The 18,713-nt window shown below is 70.9% G+C and carries 18 protein-coding genes; 11 read left to right on the top strand and 7 right to left on the bottom strand.

Annotated features, from left to right (window positions below; genetic code table 11):
• On the bottom strand, positions 1–1,205 hold a 1,205-nt coding region (locus tag ACFDS6_RS09525; RefSeq protein ID WP_375271918.1), incomplete at its 3' end, for a M23 family metallopeptidase.
• A 216-nt stretch (positions 1,206–1,421) separates the two neighbouring features.
• Between ACFDS6_RS09525 and ACFDS6_RS09520 the strand changes: the two genes are divergently transcribed.
• The 7 genes from ACFDS6_RS09520 to ACFDS6_RS09490 all read left to right on the top strand — a co-directional run bounded on the left by ACFDS6_RS09520 (position 1,422) and on the right by ACFDS6_RS09490 (position 7,909).
• Positions 1,422–3,953 (top strand): helicase-related protein, encoded by a 2,532-nt coding sequence (locus tag ACFDS6_RS09520; protein ID WP_375271917.1) that lies wholly within the window; start codon positions 1,422–1,424, stop codon positions 3,951–3,953.
• Positions 3,953–4,288 carry an RNA-binding S4 domain-containing protein gene (locus ACFDS6_RS09515; RefSeq protein WP_375271916.1) on the top strand — a complete coding sequence of 112 codons (336 nt, stop codon included), beginning with the start codon at positions 3,953–3,955 and terminating at the stop codon, positions 4,286–4,288. The genes ACFDS6_RS09520 and ACFDS6_RS09515 overlap by 1 nt, the downstream gene beginning before the upstream one ends.
• A gap of 85 nt (positions 4,289–4,373) precedes the next feature.
• Positions 4,374–4,715 (top strand): ferredoxin FdxA, encoded by a 342-nt coding sequence (gene fdxA, locus ACFDS6_RS09510; RefSeq protein ID WP_375271915.1) that lies wholly within the window; start codon positions 4,374–4,376, stop codon positions 4,713–4,715.
• A gap of 312 nt (positions 4,716–5,027) precedes the next feature.
• Positions 5,028–5,561 (top strand): CarD family transcriptional regulator, encoded by a 534-nt coding sequence (locus ACFDS6_RS09505; RefSeq protein ID WP_375271914.1) that lies wholly within the window; start codon positions 5,028–5,030, stop codon positions 5,559–5,561.
• 89 nt (positions 5,562–5,650) lie between these two features.
• Positions 5,651–6,370: a GIN domain-containing protein gene (locus ACFDS6_RS09500; protein ID WP_375271913.1), complete on the top strand. Its 720-nt coding sequence runs from the start codon at positions 5,651–5,653 to the stop codon at positions 6,368–6,370.
• Between the two features lie 49 nt (positions 6,371–6,419).
• On the top strand, positions 6,420–7,142 hold the full coding sequence (locus tag ACFDS6_RS09495) for a head GIN domain-containing protein (RefSeq protein ID WP_375271912.1): 723 nt from the start codon (positions 6,420–6,422) through the stop codon (positions 7,140–7,142).
• 41 nt (positions 7,143–7,183) lie between these two features.
• Complete coding sequence (locus ACFDS6_RS09490) at positions 7,184–7,909, top strand: GIN domain-containing protein (RefSeq protein ID WP_375271911.1); 726 nt, start codon at positions 7,184–7,186, stop codon at positions 7,907–7,909.
• A gap of 31 nt (positions 7,910–7,940) precedes the next feature.
• Here the strand turns inward: ACFDS6_RS09490 and ACFDS6_RS09485 are convergent, their stop codons facing one another.
• Positions 7,941–8,480 carry a histidine phosphatase family protein gene (locus tag ACFDS6_RS09485; RefSeq protein WP_375271910.1) on the bottom strand — a complete coding sequence of 180 codons (540 nt, stop codon included), beginning with the start codon at positions 8,478–8,480 and terminating at the stop codon, positions 7,941–7,943.
• Between the two features lie 14 nt (positions 8,481–8,494).
• Positions 8,495–11,218 carry an ATP-dependent DNA helicase gene (locus ACFDS6_RS09480; RefSeq protein ID WP_375271909.1) on the bottom strand — a complete coding sequence of 908 codons (2,724 nt, stop codon included), beginning with the start codon at positions 11,216–11,218 and terminating at the stop codon, positions 8,495–8,497.
• Between the two features lie 209 nt (positions 11,219–11,427).
• Between ACFDS6_RS09480 and sucC the strand changes: the two genes are divergently transcribed.
• The 4 genes from sucC (at position 11,428) to ACFDS6_RS09460 (ending at position 15,667) form a co-directional block, all read left to right on the top strand.
• Positions 11,428–12,627, top strand: a complete 1,200-nt coding sequence (sucC, locus tag ACFDS6_RS09475; RefSeq protein WP_375271908.1) for an ADP-forming succinate--CoA ligase subunit beta — start codon at positions 11,428–11,430, stop codon at positions 12,625–12,627.
• 210 nt (positions 12,628–12,837) lie between these two features.
• Complete coding sequence (locus tag ACFDS6_RS09470) at positions 12,838–13,587, top strand: electron transfer flavoprotein subunit beta/FixA family protein (RefSeq protein WP_375271907.1); 750 nt, start codon at positions 12,838–12,840, stop codon at positions 13,585–13,587.
• 33 nt (positions 13,588–13,620) lie between these two features.
• Positions 13,621–14,550, top strand: coding sequence for an electron transfer flavoprotein subunit alpha/FixB family protein (locus ACFDS6_RS09465; RefSeq protein WP_375271906.1), 930 nt, complete (start codon positions 13,621–13,623; stop codon positions 14,548–14,550).
• 433 nt (positions 14,551–14,983) lie between these two features.
• Positions 14,984–15,667: a phytanoyl-CoA dioxygenase family protein gene (locus ACFDS6_RS09460; protein WP_375271905.1), complete on the top strand. Its 684-nt coding sequence runs from the start codon at positions 14,984–14,986 to the stop codon at positions 15,665–15,667.
• A gap of 147 nt (positions 15,668–15,814) precedes the next feature.
• On the opposite strand, the gene ACFDS6_RS09455 is transcribed toward ACFDS6_RS09460, so the two are convergent.
• From ACFDS6_RS09455 to plsX, 4 genes are all read right to left on the bottom strand, one after another.
• A complete protein-coding gene (locus tag ACFDS6_RS09455) occupies positions 15,815–16,156 on the bottom strand; it encodes a MerR family transcriptional regulator (protein WP_375271942.1) in 342 nt (113 codons plus the stop codon).
• Between the two features lie 110 nt (positions 16,157–16,266).
• Positions 16,267–16,566, bottom strand: coding sequence for an integration host factor subunit alpha (locus ACFDS6_RS09450; RefSeq protein WP_375271904.1), 300 nt, complete (start codon positions 16,564–16,566; stop codon positions 16,267–16,269).
• 92 nt (positions 16,567–16,658) lie between these two features.
• The gene (locus ACFDS6_RS09445) at positions 16,659–17,639 is read right to left on the bottom strand and encodes a beta-ketoacyl-ACP synthase III (protein WP_375271903.1); all 981 of its coding nucleotides are present in this window, start codon (positions 17,637–17,639) and stop codon (positions 16,659–16,661) included.
• A complete protein-coding gene (gene plsX, locus ACFDS6_RS09440) occupies positions 17,636–18,670 on the bottom strand; it encodes a phosphate acyltransferase PlsX (RefSeq protein ID WP_375271902.1) in 1,035 nt (344 codons plus the stop codon). Before plsX ends, ACFDS6_RS09445 begins: the two co-directional genes overlap by 4 nt.
• Between the last annotated feature and the right edge of the window lie 43 nt (positions 18,671–18,713).

The following is an 18,713-nucleotide window of genomic DNA, read 5'->3' as shown; positions in this document are numbered from 1 at the left end:
GAGACGACGCCGTCGATCGCGGCGTAGATCGGGCTGCCGTAGGGCGCGCCGATGTCGATGCCCTTGTGCATCCGCATGAAGCCGAGCAGCGGGTGCATGCGGTAGCCGAAGGTCGAGGTGACGCGCCCGGCGACCGGCATGCCCATGAAACCGCGGCGCTCGACCTGCCCCGCCGGATCCATGAAGCTGCCGCCCTCACCTTGGCTGTCACCCCAGCGGACGAGCTGCACGCGGCGGTGCCCGGCGGCGTCGACGAGGCCCGCGTACTGGAGCTGCCCGACCTCGACCTCGCCGGTGGCGGCGCGCGCCTGGTCGGCGACGATGTCGAACGTGTCGGCGGCGCCGACGTCGCCGATCGGCATGCGCGCGGCGACTGCCTTGATGTACGACTCGACCACGCGCGCGGGGACGCCGGCGGCGCGCATCGAGCGGTAGAGGCTGTCACCCACCAGCCCGCGCACGCGCAGCGGTGCGCGGTCGATGCTGATCGGCCGACGGTCGAGCAGCAGGTCGTCGCCCGCGCGGTTGACCGCGAGGTTGAGGTCGAAGCCGGCACGGAAGCTCAGCCGCTCGAGCGGGCGCGGTTGCAGCCGCGACGGGCGGCGACCCATCGTCAGCGACAGGATCGTGCCGGGCTTGAGCTGGTCGAGCGACACCGCGCCGCCGACCAGCGCCACGACGCGCGCGGCCTCGTTCATGCCAACGCCGGCGCGCTGCAGCGCCTGGTTGAGCGAGTCGCCGCCTGCCAGCGTCACGCTCAGGTCGATCTGCGGCCGCTCGGGCGTCTCGGGCAGGCGCCTGACGAGGCCGGATGCCGCCATGCGTCGCCCGGTGGTGGCGCCGAGCCCGAGCGGCGCGATGGCTTGCGCGCGGGCTTCCTCAAGCGCCGCGCCGGTCAGGACGGGCGGCGCGTAACCGAGCACGGGCGGGAAGCCCGGCCGCGTCATCCATGCCGCGGCGATCAGCGCGGCGCAGGTCGCCGCGCCGCGCCACCAGGTGCGGCTGCCGATGTCCTGGCCGAGATCGGGTACCCAGTCGGTGCGCGCGGCCGCGTCGCGCAGGCGATCGACGAGCGACGACGGCGCGGGCGCGTGGAGCGGCGCGGGCACGAGCGCACGCATCCGCGACGAAGGAACGAGCGCGCGCATCCGCGCGGAGCCAGCCGCCCCCGCCAGTTCCAGCCCTTGTTGTTCACGCAGAAACAATGCGACGTCTCAATCCGACCGAGTGTTCGGCCGCGCGTTGTGGACGCTAGACCCTAAAGTCAAATTAACCGCGCGCCCGGCGGCGATCCTTCGCGCCGGGATGCCCGCGCGGCGCGAGGAACCGTTCCTCTCGCCGGCACGCGAGAAGGGCTACTCTCGCTGGCGCGCGAGGAAGTGATTGCATCCCCTCGCCTCGCACCCGATGTAGGTCGGGCAATGAGTGCGCGTGACGACGCCCGAGTGACGGCAGTGTTGGGCCCGACCAACACCGGCAAGACCCATCTCGCGATCGAGCGGATGTGCGCGCATTCGAGCGGGTGCATCGGCTTCCCGCTGCGCCTGCTGGCACGCGAGGTGTACGACCGCGTCGTCGCGTTGAAGGGCGCGGACCGCGTCGCGCTGGTGACCGGCGAGGAGCGGATCGTCCCCAAGGACGCGCGCTGGTTCCTGTGCACCGTGGAAAGCATGCCGATGCAGCGCGACTTCGCGTTCGTCGGCATCGACGAGGCGCAGCTGGGCGCCGACCAGGAGCGCGGGCACGTCTTCACCGACCGGCTGCTGCGCGCGCGCGGGCGCGAGGAGACGATGATCCTTGGCTCGGAGGCGTTGCGCCCGGTGCTGCGCAACCTGATCCCCGGCATCGAGATCGTCGAGCGGCCGCGCTTCTCGACGCTCTCCTACGGCGCGGCGAAGAAGCTGTCGCGCCTGCCCAGGCGGTCGGCGGTGGTCGCCTTCTCCGCGGAGGAAGTGTACGCCACCGCGGAGATGCTCAGGCGCCTGCGCGGCGGCGCGGCGGTGGTGATGGGCGCGCTGTCGCCGCGCACGCGCAATGCGCAGGTGCAGATGTTCCAGGCGGGTGAGGTCGATTACCTGGTTGCTACCGACGCGATCGGCATGGGATTGAACCTCGACGTCGGGCACGTCGCCTTCGCGGGCCTCCACAAGTTCGACGGGCGCCGCCGGCGGCGGCTGACGGTCGCGGAGATGGCGCAGATCGCGGGGCGCGCGGGGCGGCACCAGCGCGACGGGACGTTCGGCGCGCTGACCGAGGAAGGCGACGACGCGTTCCTTCCCGAAGAGATACAGGCGATCGAGGGGCATCGCTTCCCCCGGCTCGACTGGCTCTACTGGCGCGAGGGCGAGCCCGACCTGCGCAGCGTCGACGCGCTGATCGCCAGCCTGTCGAGAAAGCCCGAGATGCCCGGCGGCACGGTGACGATGTTGCGCCCCGCGCCCGAAGCGCTGGACCTGAAGGTATTGAAGCGGCTGGCGGACGATCCGGCGGTCCGCGCCGCGGTCGAGGCGCGGGGGCGCGGCAACGTCGCGCGACTGTGGGCGGCGTGCGGTATTCCCGATTTCGCCAAGCTGGGGCTCGACCCGCACGCGCGGTTCGTCGGGCGCGTGTTCACCTATCTCGCGCACGGGCACATCCCGCACCAGTGGTTCGCCGACGAGGTCGCGCGGCTCGACCGCATCGACGGCGACGTGGAGACGATCGCGGGGCGGATCGCCGGCATCCGCAGCTGGACCTACATCGCGCAGCGCCCCGACTGGCTCGCCGACCCTGAGACCTGGGCGGCGCGCGCGCTGGAGGTCGAAGAGCGGCTGTCCGATGCGCTCCACGCTAGCCTGACGCAGCGCTTCGTCGACAAGCGCACCACCGCGCTGATGCGCAAGATCGGCGCCGGCGCGGGCGAGCTGCCGGTCGAGATCGCGGGGGACGGCGAGGTGACGATCGACGCGCACGCGATCGGGCGATTGGACGGCTTCCGCTTCACGGTCGCGCCCGAGGCGCGCGCCGCCGACAAGCGCCTGCTGCTCGCGACCGCGGAGAAACGCCTCGGCACCGAGCGGCGGCGGCGCGCGGAGGCGGTGATCGCGGGCGAGGACGAGGCGTTCGCGCTCGGCGAGGACCGCGCGATCACCGCGGACGGGGTCGAGCTGGCGCGGCTGGCGCGGGGCGCCTCGCTGGCGCGGCCAGCGGTGGTGCTCGACCCCGCGCTCGCCTGCCTCGACACGCCCCTGCGCGAGCGGGTCGCGGCCAGAGTGCGCGACTGGGTGACCGCCAGCATCGCGCGGCGGCTGCCCGCGCTCGCCAAGCTGGCGGAGGCGACGCGCGCGGCCGAGGCCGGGCCGGCGCTTCGCAGCATCGCGGGCGCGCTGGAGGCCGGTGCGGGCGTCACGCCGCGCGCGCCGCTGACCGCCTCGCTCGACGCGCTGGACGGTGGTGCGCGCCAGTGGCTCCGGCGCGCAGGGGTCACGATCGGCGCGCTCGACCTGTTCGACCCGCGGCTGCTCAAGCCGAACGCGCGCGCGTGGCGGCAGGCGTTGATCGCGGCGGCGCACGGCGCGGCGCCCCCTGCCCCGCCCGCGGGCGCGACCGTGCTGCCGCGCGGCACGCCCGGCGCGATGCTGGGGATGGGCTATCGTCCGCTGGGCGCGCAGGCGGTGCGGGTCGACCTGGTCGAGCGGATCGCGCGCGCGGCGCACGACGCGCGCGCGGCGAGCGAGGGCGGTGCGCGCGGGGCGTTCGCGCCCGATCCGGCGCTCGCGACCTCGATCGGTCTGGAGCCCGAGACGCTGGCGCGGTTGATGGCGGAACTGGGCTTTCGCACCGCCAGCGGTGACGGCGAGGGTGCGACGCGCTACGTGTGGCGCGGGCGACCGCGGCCCAAGCCGGTGACGAGCACGCCCGCGCGGCCCGGCAACGCCTTCGCCGAACTCGGCGAGCTGATGCGGGCCCATTAATGCCGGGCGTCGTTGCCGCCGACAGCAATACGATGCGGGTCGACCGTTTCCTGTGGTTCACGCGGCTGACCAAGACGCGCAGCGTGGCGCAGGCGCTCGCCTCTGCGGGGCGGTTGCGGATCGACGGGCGCGTGATCGACCGCGCGCACGCGTGCGTCCGCGTCGGCAATATCCTGACCTTCGCCCACCACGACCGCGTGCTGGTGGTGCGCGTGGAGGCGCTGCCGCACCGGCGCGGCCCCGCGCCCGAGGCGCGCGCCTGCTACCAGGAACTGACCGCCGGCACCGGCACGCAGGCAGGTGCGAACAACTCGCAGGAAAGCCTCGAAGATTGACGGTTTCGTGCGCCCGGCATAGCAGCGGCCCAAATAGCGAACACGCGCGTTGACCGCGCGAACGAGTTTGTCGAGGAACGCTTACATGACCTACGTCGTCACCGACGCCTGCATCCGCTGCAAGTACATGGACTGCGTCGAGGTGTGCCCGGTGGATTGCTTCTACGAGGGCGAGAACATGCTGGTGATCAATCCCAGCGAGTGCATCGACTGCGGCGTGTGCGAGCCCGAATGCCCGGCGGAGGCGATCCTGCCCGATACGGAGAACGGGCTGGAGCGCTGGCTGGAGATGAACACCACCTTCTCCGCGCAATGGCCCAACGTCACGCGCAAGCTCGACCAGACCCCGCCCGACGCCGACGAGCACAAGGGCGAGGAAGGCAAGTACGACAAGTATTTCTCGGCCGAGCCCGGCAAGGGCGACTGAGCGGGTCGCAACCCCCCTTCAACGGCGCGGCGGCGACCGGCTGTCGCTTCGTGCAGGACCGCCGATCGGCAGCGCGCGGCGGGCCCGACGAGCGGGCGGGGCCGCGTTCCCGCACGTCAGCAGCGCTGACGTAAGCGGGCTGGAAACAAACAAATAATCGTGCTATATACTGCCGTGTCGGGCGCAATCCTGCCGCGTCCGCCGGAGATCAACCTACCCCGCCGCCATGTCGCCCTGTCGTCGCCGGTGTTATCGCACCAGTGGCCCGAGGCATGGCTCCCGTTCCGGGGCATAGATTTGGAAAGATCGTCAATGGCTGCCAAGGCTCTGCACTTCGATGTCGGCGATTACGTCGTTTACCCCAAGCACGGCGTGGGTCGCGTGATCGAGCTGCAGAAATCGGAGATCGCGGGCATCGCGCTCGAACTCTACGTGCTGCGGTTCGAGAAGGAGCGCATGACCTTGCGCGTGCCGACCAACAAGGCCGAGAGCGTGGGGATGCGCAAGCTGTCGTCGGACAAGACGATGCGCGAGGCGATGGAAACGCTGAAGGGCAAGCCCAAGGTCAAGCGCACCATGTGGTCGCGCCGCGCGCAGGAATATGAAGCGAAGATCAATTCGGGCGACCTCGCGTCGATCGCCGAAGTGGTCCGCGACCTGTTCCGCGCCGACGACCAGCCCGAGCAGAGCTATTCCGAGCGGCAGATCTTCGAGGGCGCGTGCAGCCGCCTCGCGCGCGAGCTCGCCGCGATGGAGCAGGTCGACGAGCCGGCCGCGCAGGAGAAGATTCTCGACATCCTGCGCAAGGCCGCGGCGATCTACAACAAGGACAAGCAGCCCGCCTGAGCGACGTAACTACAGCTGTAAACAATAGTTGTTTACAGACGTAATCCAGAGAGCGTATCGCCGGCTCCGGTTCAACGGAGTTACCCGCGATGCGCTCTTTGTCGTTTCTGACCCTGCCCGCCCTCGCCGCGCTGATCGCGATCCTTCCCGCAGAGCGCGTCGGGGCGGTCGCGGGCGGCTTCGCAGTCGATTACGCGATCCGCGACTTCTCGCGGCTTGCGCTCGGCACCGGTGCGCGGATGCAGGTGCGCGTCGGGCCTAGCTGGTCGGTGCACGCCGAGGGTCCCGCGGCGGTGCTCGCGACGATGCGGGTCGAGCGCGAGGGCGACACGCTCAAGATCGCGCGGCGCGACCCGCGGGCGAAGGCCGATGCGGCGGAGCGGCAGGTAAGCTTCAGCGTGACGATGCCGAGCCTGACCGGCGCCGCGCTGGGCGGGTCGGGCAGCATGCGGATCGACCGGGTCGCGGGCGCGCGCTTCGACGCCGCGGTCGGCGGATCGGGCGCGATGGTGGTCGATGCGCTCACCGCGACCGAGGCGAAGGTGTCGATCGGCGGATCGGGCAGCGTCGCGGCGGGCGGGCGCGTCCGCGCGCTCGAGGTATCGGTCGGCGGATCGGGGTCGTTGCGCGCGCCGGCACTCCGCGCCGCGCACGCCGACGTGTCGATCGCGGGGTCGGGCGACGTGGTGGCGCAGGTCGACGGCGACGCGCGCGTGTCGAGCGTCGGCAGCGGCACGATCGATCTGGGCCCGCGTGCGCGCTGCGCGGTGACGAAGATGGGTTCGGCGCGCGTCCGCTGCAGCGCTTGATCTCACCTCCTTTGCGTATTAACACAGCAATACAGTTGGAGGATGTGTCATGCGCTATCTCGCTCTCGCCCTGCTGATCCCGGTCGCCGCGTGCGGCATGTCGGCGACCTACGCGTCGGACAATCAGGATGGCATCGCGCCCGAAGGAACCGGCGCGACGCGCAGCTACGCCGCGCGCGACTTCACCCGCGTGTCGATCGCGGGGCCCGACGACGTCGAGGTGCGCACCGGTGCCTTCTCGGTCCGCGCGGAAGGCGACCCGGCGGTGCTCGACCGGTTGGTGATTCAGCGCGACGGCACTTCGCTGCGCGTCGGGCGGCGCAATGGGATGACGTGGAACAAGGGCAAGGCGCGCGTGATTGTCACCATGCCCGCGATCGAGGAAGCCGCGATCTCCGGGTCGGGCAGTTTCCGCATCGGGAATGTCGATGGGCAGCGGTTCCGCGGCGCGATCAGCGGGTCGGGCAATATCGCGGTGGAGGCGATGCGTGCGGGCGAGGTCGAGTTCGGCATCTCGGGGTCGGGCAACGTGACCGCGGCCGGGCAGGCGCAGGCGCTGACCGTGCGGATCGCCGGATCGGGCGACGTGCAGGCGCGCGGGCTGACCGCGGCGCGCGCGACCGTGTCGGTCGCGGGATCGGGCAACGTCGACGCGACCGTGCGCGGCCCTGCCGACGTGCGGCTGGCGGGATCGGGCGACATCGACCTGGGACCCGACGCGCGCTGTGTCACGCGCAAGGGCGGGTCGGGAACGGTGCGCTGCGGTAACTGAGGCGGCTTGCCTGCGCGGCGGGCCGGTGCGAGGCTGGCGCGATGGCACAATTACGCGCGCTCGCCCCGCTGTTCCTGCTCGCCGCCGCGACGCCCGCGCACGCGGCGGAGCGGGTGTGGAACATCGCCAGTTTCGACCGCGTCCGCGTCGACGGGCCGTTCGAGGTCCGCATCGCCACGGGCGCGAGCCCGCGCGCCCGGGCGAGCGCCGCCGACCCGGCGCTGCTCGACCGGTTGCGCTTGAACGTCGAGGGCGGCACATTGTCGCTCAGGCTCGATCGCGGCACCGACGATTACGCCCGGTCGGGGGCGACGCGCGGCGCGGACGGGCCGCCGGTGTTCACGCTGTCGACCGTCGCGCTGAAGGGCGTGACCTTGCTGTCGGGCGCCAGGGTGACGGTGCCGCGGATGAGCGGCGCGCGCCTGGATCTGGGCGTCACCGGCACGGGTTCGCTGTCGGTGGATGAGGCGAGCGCGGAGCAGGTCAACGCGACGGTGATCGGCAGCGGCAGCATTCGTCTGGCCGGGCGCGCGGGCAAGGCGCGGCTGGTGACAAACGGCCCCGGCACGATCGACGCCGACGCGCTGTCCGCGGGCGAGCTGTTCGTCTCGCTCGACGGCAGCGGCGAGACGCGCGCCGCCGCGCGCTACTCGGCGGAGATCGCCTCCACCGGCATGGGGCGCGTGACGGTGAGCGGCACGCCCAAGTGCACGGTGCGCGCCGCGGCGGGCGGCCCGGTGTCGTGCGGCGTGCTGCCGGCGCGCTGATCGGGGCCGCGCCGACCTACCCCGCCGGGCGTCACTCCTCGCTGGGGCCCAGTTCGGGATCGAGGTCGCGCGGGCGGATGAAGCGGGTGAGCGTGCCGGTCCCCTCGGCGACCTGCGCCCAGGTATCGACCGCGAAGGTCAGCTCGGCGAGCGTCGCGGTGGGATATTTCTCCTCCACGTCGTCGCGCAGCCCGCCGGGCTCGTCGGGTGCGAGCATCAGGACGAGGTCCTCTAACCCGGGATTGTGGCCGATCAGCAGCAGGCGCGTGTGGTCGTCGCTCGTCTCGCGCACCACGTCGAGCAGCGAGCCCGCCGAGGCGAGGTAGACCCGGCGGTCCCAGGCGGGCGAGAGCGCGCGGCCGTAGCCCGATTCGATGCCGTCGATCGTCTGCTCGACGCGCACCGCGGGCGAGGCGACGACGTGATCGAAGCCGAGGCCCAGCCGGCGCAGCTCGCGCCCGACGGTCTGCGCCGCGCGGCGTCCCTTGGGATTGAGCGGGCGGTCGAAATCGCGCGCGACCGGATCGTCCCAGCCCGACTTGGCGTGGCGCAGCAGCGTCAGCGTCTTCACCGGGCTCATCTCCATCACGCGGGCAGGTGCGCTCCATGCCCGATCCGGTTGCGCGTGGATAGCCGTTCGGCGACGCGCGCCGCCGCTTCGTCGAGCGTGATCCGCCGGATCGGCACGCCGGGCGGGAATGCGTCGAGCAGCCGCGACGGCATCGCGGCGGAGAGCAGCACGAACGCGCCGGCGTCGTCCTGCCGCCGGATCAGCCGCCCGAACGCCTGTGCCAGCCGCGCGCGCACGATGCGGTCGTCGTAAGGACTGCCGCCGCCCTCTAGACGCCGGGCGGCGTGGAGCACGGTCGGCTTGGGCCAGGGCACACCCTCCATCACAACCAGCCTGAGCGAGTCGCCGGGCACGTCGACGCCGTCGCGCAGCGCGTCGGTGCCGAGCAGGCTGGCGTGCGGATCGTCGCGGAAGATGTCGACCAAAGTCCCCGTGTCGATCGGGTCGACGTGCTGCGCGTGGAGCGGCAGCCCCGCGCGCGCGAGGCGGTCGGCGACGCGCGCGTGGACCGCGCGCAACCGGCGGATCGCGGTGAACAGGCCCAGCGTGCCGCCGCCCGCCGCCTCGATCAGCCGCGCGTAGGCATTGGCGAGTTGCGGCACGTCGCCGCGCTTGACGTCGGTAACGATCAGCACCTCGGCGTGGCTGGCGTAGTCGAACGGGCTCGCGACCTCGAAGCGGTCGGCGGGGCGGGTGACGTGGGTGGCGCCGACGCGCGCCTCGGCGGTCGACCAGTCGCCCCCCGCGGTCAGCGTCGCGGAGGTGACGAGTGCGCCGTGCGCGGGCTTTAGCACCATTTCGGCGAACGGCTTGGTCGGATCGAGCCAGCGGCGGTGGAGCCCGATGTCATACTCGCGCCCCTCCGCCCGGTCGACCGCGAGCCAGTCAACGAAGGCGGGGTCGGCCGGGCCACCGACGCGCGAGAGCAACGCGAGCCACGCCGCGACCGTCTCCGCGCGCCAGCCGAGCGAGGCGATCGCGCCCTCGATCCGCGCGCGCGCGGGTGCGTCCATCCAGTCGGGCGCGTCCGCCAGCACCGTCTCGAGCCGCTTGCCGAGCGCCACCATTGGGCGGACGAGCGCGTCGAGTGCGGCGGCGGCGGGTGCCGCGGCCTCGATCAGCTCCGGCGTGGGCTCGGCCAGTTCGGTCTCGAGCGCGTAGCCGGCGTCGCCGGGCTGCTCGGCGCGAGCGTAGGTGAGGCCGCGCACGGCGGCGAGCAGCTTCTCCACCGGACCGAGCGGCGCCCCCTCCCCCAGCCGACTGAGCCAGCCGTCGGCGGCGAGCGCACCCGCCGCGGCGATGATGTCTGCGACCGCCGCCCCGCCCTGCTCGTCGTAGCTGGCGAGGTCGGACAGGCGCGCCTGCAAGCCCCGACGCCGTCCGCGGCTGGTACCTTCGGGACCGATGATCCAGCGGCGCAGCTCGATCGTCTCCGCGCCGGTCAGCGCGACGCCGAACATCGCGTCGGCGGCGTCGAACAGGTGGTGCCCCTCGTCGAAGACGTAGCGGGTCGGGCGCGTCGCGCTCTCCCGCCCGCGCGCGGCGTTGACCATGACGAGCGCGTGGTTGGCGATCACCAGATCGGCCTCGGCCGAGGCGCGCGCGGCGCGCTCGATGAAGCATTTCCGGTAGTGCGGGCAGCCGGCGTAGACGCACTCGCCGCGGCGATCGGTCAGCGCGGTCGATCCGTTGCGGCGGAACAGGGTCGGGAGCCAGCCCGGCAGGTCGCCGCCGACCATGTCGCCGTCGGCGCTGTACGCCGCCCAGCGCGCGACGAGCTGCGCCAGCACCGCGGCGCGCCCGGCGAACCCGCCCTGCAGCGCGTCCTCCAGGTTGAGCAGGCAGAGGTAGTTCTCGCGTCCCTTGCGCGTCACCACGCGCGCGCGCCGAACCGCCTCGTCCGGATAGACGCGCCGCGTCTCGGCGCCGAGCTGCCGTTGCAGCGCCTTGGTATAGGTCGAGATCCATACAGCCCCACCCGCGGCCTCGGCCCACAGGCTCGCGGGCGCGAGATAGCCGAGCGTCTTGCCGATCCCGGTGCCCGCCTCCGCGAGCATCAGATTGGGCGAGTCGCGCAGCGTGCGGGGCAGAAAGGCGGCGCTCGCGGCGGCGGCGAAGCGCTGCTGCCCGGCGCGCGGCTCGGCGCCGTCACCGGTCAGCTCGTCCAGCCGGTCGAGCACCGCGCCCTCGGGCATCGTCACCGTGCGCGGGGCGGGACGCGGCGGTGCCTCGCTCCACTCGGGCAGGCGGGTGAACAGCCAGCGCTCCTGCGACGACGGCTTGGCGATGCGTGAGGCGAGCGGCGGTGCCCAGGCCCAGCGCAGCCGGGTGAGCGACTGGAGCGCGGTCCACGCGCCCTCGCGCTCGCGCCACTCGCCCGCGGGCACGTCGAGCAATCGCTCGGCAGCGGCGAGCAGGAAGGGCGCGACCTGCGCGTCGTCGGTCGGCATCGCGAGCCCGGTGATTGCGGCCAGTCCCTTGGACGTCGGCACCATGAAGCGCGCAGGGTGGAGGAACGCGAACAGTTCGAGCAGGTCGAGCCCCGACAAATCGGCGTAGCCGAGCCGCTGCCCGACCAGCGCGGCGTTCAGCAGGATGACGGGTGTGTCGGCGGCGAGCCGGATCGCCTCGCCGCGCGACACCCCGCGCGTGACGCCGCTGTCCGACACCCAGATGCCCGAGTGGCTGGCGTGCAGGGCGGGGTAAGGGAGCGCGCTCACGCCGGTTGAAGTGCGCATCGGCGAACAGAATGGCAACCCGATTGTGTCGGCGGGTGCGACGGGCGGGTCGCGGCGACGCACGGGCTATAGCTTAGACGCTGCGCTGCAATCCGTTCGCAATAGCAAAAGGGAGAGAGAAGCTGTCACCCGGGGTGGATTCCGCGCGCCCGCTGTGCTTAGGAGCAGCGCAAAGCGTTCTTCCCTCATCCCACGAGAGGCGTCCTCCCATGAATATCCACGAATATCAGGCCAAGGAATTGCTCGCGAAGTACGGCGTCGCCGTGCCGCAGGGCTTCGCTGCGCTCAGCGTGGAGGAAGCTGTCGAGGCGTCGAAGAAGCTGCCCGGGCCGCTCTACGTCGTGAAGGCGCAGATCCACGCCGGCGGCCGCGGCAAGGGCAAGTTCAAGGAGCTCGGCCCGGACGCGAAGGGCGGCGTCCGCCTCGCCAAGACCGAGGACGAGGTGCGTCACGCCGCGACCGAGATGCTGGGCAACACGCTGGTGACGATCCAGACCGGGGACGCGGGCAAGCAGGTCAACCGTCTGTACGTGACCGACGGCGTCGACATCGCCAAGGAATTCTACCTGGCGCTGCTGGTCGACCGTGCGACTGGCCGTGTCGCGTTCGTCGTCTCGACCGAGGGTGGCATGGACATCGAGACGGTGGCGCACGACACGCCGGAGAAGATCCACAGCTTTTCGGTCGACCCCGCCACCGGCTACCAGCCGCACCACGGCCGCGCGGTCGCCAATGCGCTGGGGCTGACCGGCGACCTCGCCAAGCAGGCGCAGGTGCTGGCCGGCAAGGTGTACGACGCCTTTCTCGGCACCGACGCCGAGCAGATCGAGATCAACCCGCTGGCGGTCACCGACGACGACAAGCTGATGGTGCTCGACGCCAAGGTCGGCTTCGACGGCAACGCGATGTTCCGCCACAAGGACCTGGCCGAGCTGCGCGACGAGACGGAAGAAGATCCGGCCGAGCTGGAAGCGTCGAAGTACGACCTCGCCTACATCAAGCTCGACGGCGACATCGGCTGCATGGTCAACGGCGCCGGCCTCGCCATGGCGACGATGGACATCATCAAGCTGAACGGCATGTTCCCGGCCAACTTCCTCGACGTCGGCGGCGGCGCCTCGAAGGAGAAGGTGACCGCGGCGTTCAAGATCATCCTCGCCGATCCGGCGGTGAAGGGTATCCTGGTCAACATCTTCGGCGGCATCATGAAGTGCGACATCATCGCCGACGGCATCGTCGCGGCGGCGAAGGAAGTGAATCTGCAGGTCCCGCTGGTCGTCCGCCTGGAAGGCACCAACGTCGAGCAGGGCAAGCAGATCCTCGCCAATTCCGGCCTCGCGATCGTGCCGGCAAACGACCTGGGCGATGCGGCGAAGAAGATCGTCGCCGAGGTGCAGAAGGCGGCGTGATCGCGCTGCATCACTGATGCGAGCGCCGTCGCGGCGAGATTGAGGGGTCGGGCGGAAACGTCCGGCCCCTTCTTCGTTTGACAGGACAAGATGCCGCTACGGCACCGCCGGATCGCAGCAGCTCAACCATACCGCACTTGCGAAAACGACCGAAAACCGCCATTTGCATCGCCGATACAGGCGCGCAAAGGATAGAAAGAGGATCCGTCGATGAAGGTCTTGGTGCCGGTCAAGCGCGTGCTTGACTATAATGTGAAGCCCCGCGTGAAGGCGGACGGGTCGGGCGTCGACCTCGCCAACGTGAAGATGAGCATGAACCCCTTCGACGAGATCGCGGTCGAGGAAGCGATCCGCCTGAAGGAGAAGGGCGTCGTGACCGAGATCGTCGCGGTGTCGATCGGCGAGCAAAAGGCGCAGGAAACGCTGCGCACCGCGCTCGCGATGGGCGCCGACCGCGCGGTGCTGGTCGTCGCGGACGGCAAGGTCGAGCCGCTGGGCGTCGCCAAGCTGCTCGCCAAGATCGTCGAGGAAGAGCAGCCGCAGTTGGTGATCCTGGGCAAGCAGGCGATCGACGACGACAACAACCAGACGGGTCAGATGCTCGCCGGGCTGCTCGGCTGGGGCCAGGCGACCGCGGCGTCGAAGGTGGAGCTGTCGTCCGACAGCGCGACCGTGACGCGCGAAGTCGACGGCGGTCTGGAGACCGACACGTACAAGCTGCCGGCGATCGTCACCACCGACCTGCGCCTGAACGAGCCGCGCTACGCGAGCTTGCCCAACATCATGAAGGCCAAGTCCAAGCCGATGGCGCAGAAGACGCCGGCCGACTACGGCGTCGATGTCTCGCCGCGCCTCACCACGGTGAAGGTGGTCGAGCCCGCGAAGCGCCAGGCCGGGATCAAGGTCGCCGACGTCGACGAACTCGTCGGCAAGCTCAAGTCGATGGGCATCGCCAACTAAGCCCGTTCACGATTTATCCGAGAGGATTACCACATGAAGACTCTGGTTTGGGTCGAGCACGACGGGCAGACCGTCAAGGACGCGACGCTGTCGGCGGTGACCGCCGCGTCGAAACTGGGCGAAGTGCACCTCCTCGTCGCCGGCCAAGGCGTGGATGGTGCGGCGCAGGCGGCAGCGAAGATCGCGGGCGTCGGCAAGGTCCACGTCGCCGACGACGCGGCCTTCGCGCACGCGCTGGCCGAAAATGTCGCGCCGCTGGTCGTCGAGCTGATGGGGCATCACGACGCCTTCGTCGTGCCTGCGACCTCGAGCGGCAAGGCGATCGCGCCGCGCGTCGCCGCACTGCTCGACGTCATGCAGATCAGCGACATCCTGTCGGTCGAGGGCGAGGATACGTTCACGCGTCCGATCTACGCCGGCAACGCGATCGCGACCGTGCAGACGTCGGATGCCAAGAAGGTCATCACCGTGCGCGGCACCGCGTTCGAGAAGGCGGCGACCGAGGGCGGCTCGGGCGAGATCGAGGCGGTCGCCTCGACCGGCGACAAGGGTCTGGCGACCTTCGGCAGCCAGGAGCTCGCCAAGTCGGAGCGCCCCGAGCTGACCAGCGCGAAGATCATCGTCTCGGGCGGGCGCGCGCTCGGCTCGGGCGAGAAGTTCCACGAGCTGATCGAGCCGCTCGCCGACAAGCTGCACGCTGGCGTCGGCGCGAGCCGCGCGGCGGTGGATGCGGGCTACGTGCCGAACGACTATCAGGTCGGGCAGACGGGCAAGATCGTCGCGCCGGAAGTCTACGTCGCGGTCGGCATCTCGGGCGCAATCCAGCATCTGGCCGGCATGAAGGACTCGAAGACGATCATCGCGATCAACAAGGACGAGGACGCGCCGATCTTCCAGGTCGCGGACATCGGCCTGGTCGGCGACCTGTTCAAGATCCTGCCGGAACTGACCAAGAAGCTGTAAAGGATGGAAGGCGGGGCCGCGGCCCCGCCGGTGCCGCCGCGCAACAGCGCAGGCGGCATCCATCCGCCCGGCCGGCGCGGCTAAAGCCGCGACCAACGACGCGGGACCTGCTCCCGCGGCGAGACCACATGCGCAGCACCTGTTCCAATCGATAATCGAGATTGCCAAGGGTCAGAAGCGCCTCGGCCGCCGCTTATCGCGCTGTGCTGCGATCGACGCACGCAGCCTTGGCCGGTTCGAATGTGCTCGCGCTTATCCTGAAAGCGCCGACGAGCAAACGAGTTCGTGCGTGACGCTCGGCCCGCCTGCATCGAGCAGGTCGCGGTCCGAGATCACCCACGTCGACGCGGCGCGACCTGCCACGCGATGACGACCGCTCGGCGTGGCCAGAGCGGCACAGGTCCGCTTGCCACCGCGTGATTAGCGGAGCACCGTGTCGACCTGCATTATTTCTGCCACCCCCGTGCTCTCCCTCGACGGCTTCGAACGTCACCCGGCTGCCGCTCGCCGCGCGCTGTCCGGCTTGCACGCACTCGCCGCGAGCTTGCCGCCGCGCGCGGGCGGCACGCGGCTCCGTGGTCAGGCCGCGCTGCCGGACCTGCTCCAGCGCGGGGCCGTTCACGCGATCGCGGCAGCTTATCTCGGGTCAGCGGCACGGCCGGTGCGCGCGATCATGTTCGACAAGACACCGGGCGCCAATTGGTCGCTCGGCTGGCACCAGGATCGCACGGTCGCGGTGCGCACCAGGCGCGAGGTCGACGGCTTCGGACCGTGGACGGTCAAGCAGGGCATCCTCCACGTCGCGCCACCCTTCGCGGTGATCGAGGCGATGGTGACGCTGCGCATCCACCTCGACGACGTGCCGGCGGACAACGCTCCGCTGCTGGTCGCACCGGGGTCACGCCGGTTGGGAATCGTCGCCGAGCACGCGATCGCCGCGACGGTCGCGCGCTGCGGGACGGCAACGTGCCTCGCCGACGAGGGTGATGTGTGGGCATATGCGACGCCGATCATCCACGCTTCGGCGGCGAGCGCGCGGGGCGCGCACCGGCGCGTCCTGCAGGTCGATTACGCCGCGAGCGAGCTGCCGGGCGGTCTGACGTGGCTGGGCGTTTGACGCGCGGGCGTCGGCGGGTGGTGCTACGTTCCGGCGACGTCCACTACGTACGGAACCCTCACTGCATGGCATGACGACGGTTTCGCTCGGGAGGCGCACCCGACGGCGACCGAGTCAGCGTACCGCCGGGTCAGCGGCTTGGGCGGATCACCCGTCGGTGTCGAGCGCCTCACGCAGATAGTCGCGGATCAGACGAATGGCGTCGATCGTGTCGGGCATGACGGTGGCGACCGGCGCCGGGGCGGCGGGGGCAGAGGCGGCGCTGGTGGCGCCAGGCTTGCGCTCGGCCGCCAGCAGTTGCTGGACACCGCGGACGGTATAGCCCTCGTGATTGAGCAGGCGGTCGATGCGCTGCACCAGCGCGACGTCGGCGGGGCGGTAGTAGCGGCGGTTGCCCGCGCGGGTGACGGGCTTGAGCTGGGGAAAGCGGCCTTCCCAGTAGCGCAGGGTGTGGGTCGCGATGCCGGTCGCTTGCGTGACCTCGCCGATGGTGCGGAACGCGGCGTCGGACTTGGCCGCGCGTGCCGGCTCGCTCGCGCTCGCGGGGGCGGCGGCAGCGGCGGCCGCGCCGGCGGGCGGGTCGCTCGGCAGCTGCCGCCTCAGTCCGCGGCCATGATGCGCTCGCGCATCATCTGGCTGGCGCGGAAGGTGAGAACGCGGCGCGGCGCGATCGGCACCTCGACGCCGGTCTTCGGATTGCGGCCGACGCGCTCGCCCTTGTCGCGCAGCACGAAGGTGCCGAAGCCGGAAATCTTGACGTTCTCGCCGCTCGACAGCGCTTCGCACATCTTGGACAGGATCTGCTCGACGACACGGGCTGAATCGGCGCGCGAGAGGCCGACCTGCTTGTGCAGCGCCTCGGCCAGATCAGCCCGTGTCAGCGTGCCCGCGTCCGTCATGCTCGTCGATCCCCCGATTATGTCTTCGATTCCGGTGGTATAAAGCCCGGGCGCCTTTGTCGACTCGGCAGACGCACCCAAGACGGCACGCCTCAGTAGCGCAGCACCGCCGCGCCCCAAGTGAAGCCGCCGCCCATCGCCTCCAGCACCAGCAGGTCGCCGCGCTTGATCCGGCCGTCGCGCACCGCGGTGTCGAGCGCCAGCGGGACCGAGGCGGCGGAGGTGTTGGCGTGCTGGTCCACCGTCACGATCACGCGATCGGGCGACAGCGACAGCTTGCGCGCGGTCGCGTCGAGGATGCGCGCGTTCGCCTGGTGCGGCACGACCCAGTCGATGTCGGCCGGGGTCAGGTTGATGTCCTTGAGCGCCTCCGCCATCACCGCCGACAGGTTGGTGACGGCGTGGCGGAACACCTCGCGTCCCTTCATGCGCAGCTTGCCGACGGTACCGGTGGTCGAGGGTCCGCCGTCGACGTAGAGCAGCTCGTTGTGGCGCCCATCGGCGTGGAGCTTCGCCGCGAGGATGCCGCGCGCGTCGGGGCTGGACACGTCGTCGGCGCTCTCCTGCGCCTCGAGCACGATCGCGCCGGCGCCGTCGCCGAACAGCACGCAGGTGGTGCGATCCTCCCAGTCGAGGATGCGGGTGAACGTCTCCGACCCGATCACCAGCGCGCGGCGATGCGCGCCGGCGCGGATCATGCTGTCGGCGACCTGCACCGCGTAGAGGAAGCCCGAGCACACCGCCGCGACATCGAACGCGACGCAATCGTCGATGCCGAGCAGCGCCTGCACCTTGGTCGCGGTCGACGGGAACGTCTGATCGGGGGTGGCGGTGGCGAGGACGATGAGGTCGATGTCCTGCGCCGCCAGTCCGGAGGCGGCGAGCGCAGCCTTCGCCGCGTCGTAGGCGAGCGTGCCGGTGGTCTCGTCCGGGCCGGCGATGTGGCGGAAGCGGATGCCGGTACGCTCGACGATCCACTCGTCGCTGGTGTCGACCTGTTGCGCGAGTTCGGCATTGGAGACGCGGCGCGCGGGCAGTGCGGAGCCGGTGCCGAGCAGGACCGAGCGGATCATGCGGCAGCCTTCGCGTCGATGTTGCCCAGATCCTCGGCGATACGGCGCGCGAGGTCGGACTTCACCATCTTGGCGGCGTTGCCGATCGCGGTCGCGACGCCGATCTCGTTGGCGCTGCCGTGGCTCTTCAGCACCAGGCCGTTCAATCCGAGGAAGACCGCGCCATTGTGATTGTTGGGATCGAGGTGGTTGCGCAGCAGGTCGGTCGCGGGACGCGAGATCAGGAAGCCGATCTTCGAGCGAGCCGAGCTGGAGAAGGCGCGGCGCAGCAGGTCGGCGACGAAGCGCGCGGTTCCTTCCGCGGTCTTGAGCGCGATATTGCCGGAGAAGCCGTCGGTGACGATCACGTCGTGCTCGCCGCGCGACAGGCGATCGCCCTCGACGAAGCCGGTGAAGTCCATCGGCAGGTGGGTCGCGTCGCGCAGCATCTGCGCGGCGTCCTTGATCTCGCCGGTGCCCTTCTGGTCCTCGCTGCCGATGTTGAGCAGCGCGACGCGTGGGCGGTCGAGCTCGAGCACGATCCGCGCGTAGGCCGCGCCCATGACCGCGAACTGCGTCAGGTTGCGCGCGTCGCACTCGGTGTTGGCACCGAGATCGAGCATCACGACATCGTTGTCGCCGAGCGTCGGCAGCAGCGCGGCGAGCGCGGGGCGGTCGATCCCGGGCATGGTGCGCAGCGAGAGCTTCGCCATCGCCATCAGCGCGCCGGTGTTGCCCGACGACACCGCGGCACCGGCGCGGCCGCGCTTCACGCAATCGATCGCGACGCCCATCGACGAGGTCTTCGCCCGGCGTAGCGCCTGGCTCGGCTTCTCCTCGCCCGCGATCACGTCGGCGGCGTGGATCACCTCGGAATGCTGCGAGAGATTCGGGTGGCTGGCGAGCCCGGCGCGAATCGCGGGCTCGTCGCCGACCAGCAGGAAACGCAGGCCATCGTGAAGGCGCCGCGCGCGCGCGACACCCGCCAGCATGACCTCCAGCCCCTTGTCACCGCCCATCGCATCGATGGCGATCACGGAACTGTCGGACATGGACCCAGGCACTCCGTTGAAACGCAGGCGCGGACGATAAGGG

This window comes from Sphingomonas sp., assembly GCF_042095875.1.
Lineage (GTDB): Bacteria > Pseudomonadota > Alphaproteobacteria > Sphingomonadales > Sphingomonadaceae > Sphingomonas.
The sequence above is the reverse complement of the archived record's forward strand: the minus strand, read 5'-3'. Positions and strand labels throughout refer to the sequence as shown.

Coding starts and splice junctions, on each gene's coding strand:
- ACFDS6_RS09520 (WP_375271917.1), top strand. CDS start 1,422: ATGAGTGCGCGTGACGACGCCCGAGTGACGGCAGTGTTGGGCCCGACC.
- ACFDS6_RS09515 (WP_375271916.1), top strand. CDS start 3,953: ATGCCGGGCGTCGTTGCCGCCGACAGCAATACGATGCGGGTCGACCGT.
- fdxA (WP_375271915.1), top strand. CDS start 4,374: ATGACCTACGTCGTCACCGACGCCTGCATCCGCTGCAAGTACATGGAC.
- ACFDS6_RS09505 (WP_375271914.1), top strand. CDS start 5,028: ATGGCTGCCAAGGCTCTGCACTTCGATGTCGGCGATTACGTCGTTTAC.
- ACFDS6_RS09500 (WP_375271913.1), top strand. CDS start 5,651: ATGCGCTCTTTGTCGTTTCTGACCCTGCCCGCCCTCGCCGCGCTGATC.
- ACFDS6_RS09495 (WP_375271912.1), top strand. CDS start 6,420: ATGCGCTATCTCGCTCTCGCCCTGCTGATCCCGGTCGCCGCGTGCGGC.
- ACFDS6_RS09490 (WP_375271911.1), top strand. CDS start 7,184: ATGGCACAATTACGCGCGCTCGCCCCGCTGTTCCTGCTCGCCGCCGCG.
- ACFDS6_RS09480 (WP_375271909.1), bottom strand. CDS start 11,218: ATGCGCACTTCAACCGGCGTGAGCGCGCTCCCTTACCCCGCCCTGCAC.
- sucC (WP_375271908.1), top strand. CDS start 11,428: ATGAATATCCACGAATATCAGGCCAAGGAATTGCTCGCGAAGTACGGC.
- ACFDS6_RS09470 (WP_375271907.1), top strand. CDS start 12,838: ATGAAGGTCTTGGTGCCGGTCAAGCGCGTGCTTGACTATAATGTGAAG.
- ACFDS6_RS09465 (WP_375271906.1), top strand. CDS start 13,621: ATGAAGACTCTGGTTTGGGTCGAGCACGACGGGCAGACCGTCAAGGAC.
- ACFDS6_RS09450 (WP_375271904.1), bottom strand. CDS start 16,566: ATGACGGACGCGGGCACGCTGACACGGGCTGATCTGGCCGAGGCGCTG.
- ACFDS6_RS09445 (WP_375271903.1), bottom strand. CDS start 17,639: ATGATCCGCTCGGTCCTGCTCGGCACCGGCTCCGCACTGCCCGCGCGC.
- plsX (WP_375271902.1), bottom strand. CDS start 18,670: ATGTCCGACAGTTCCGTGATCGCCATCGATGCGATGGGCGGTGACAAG.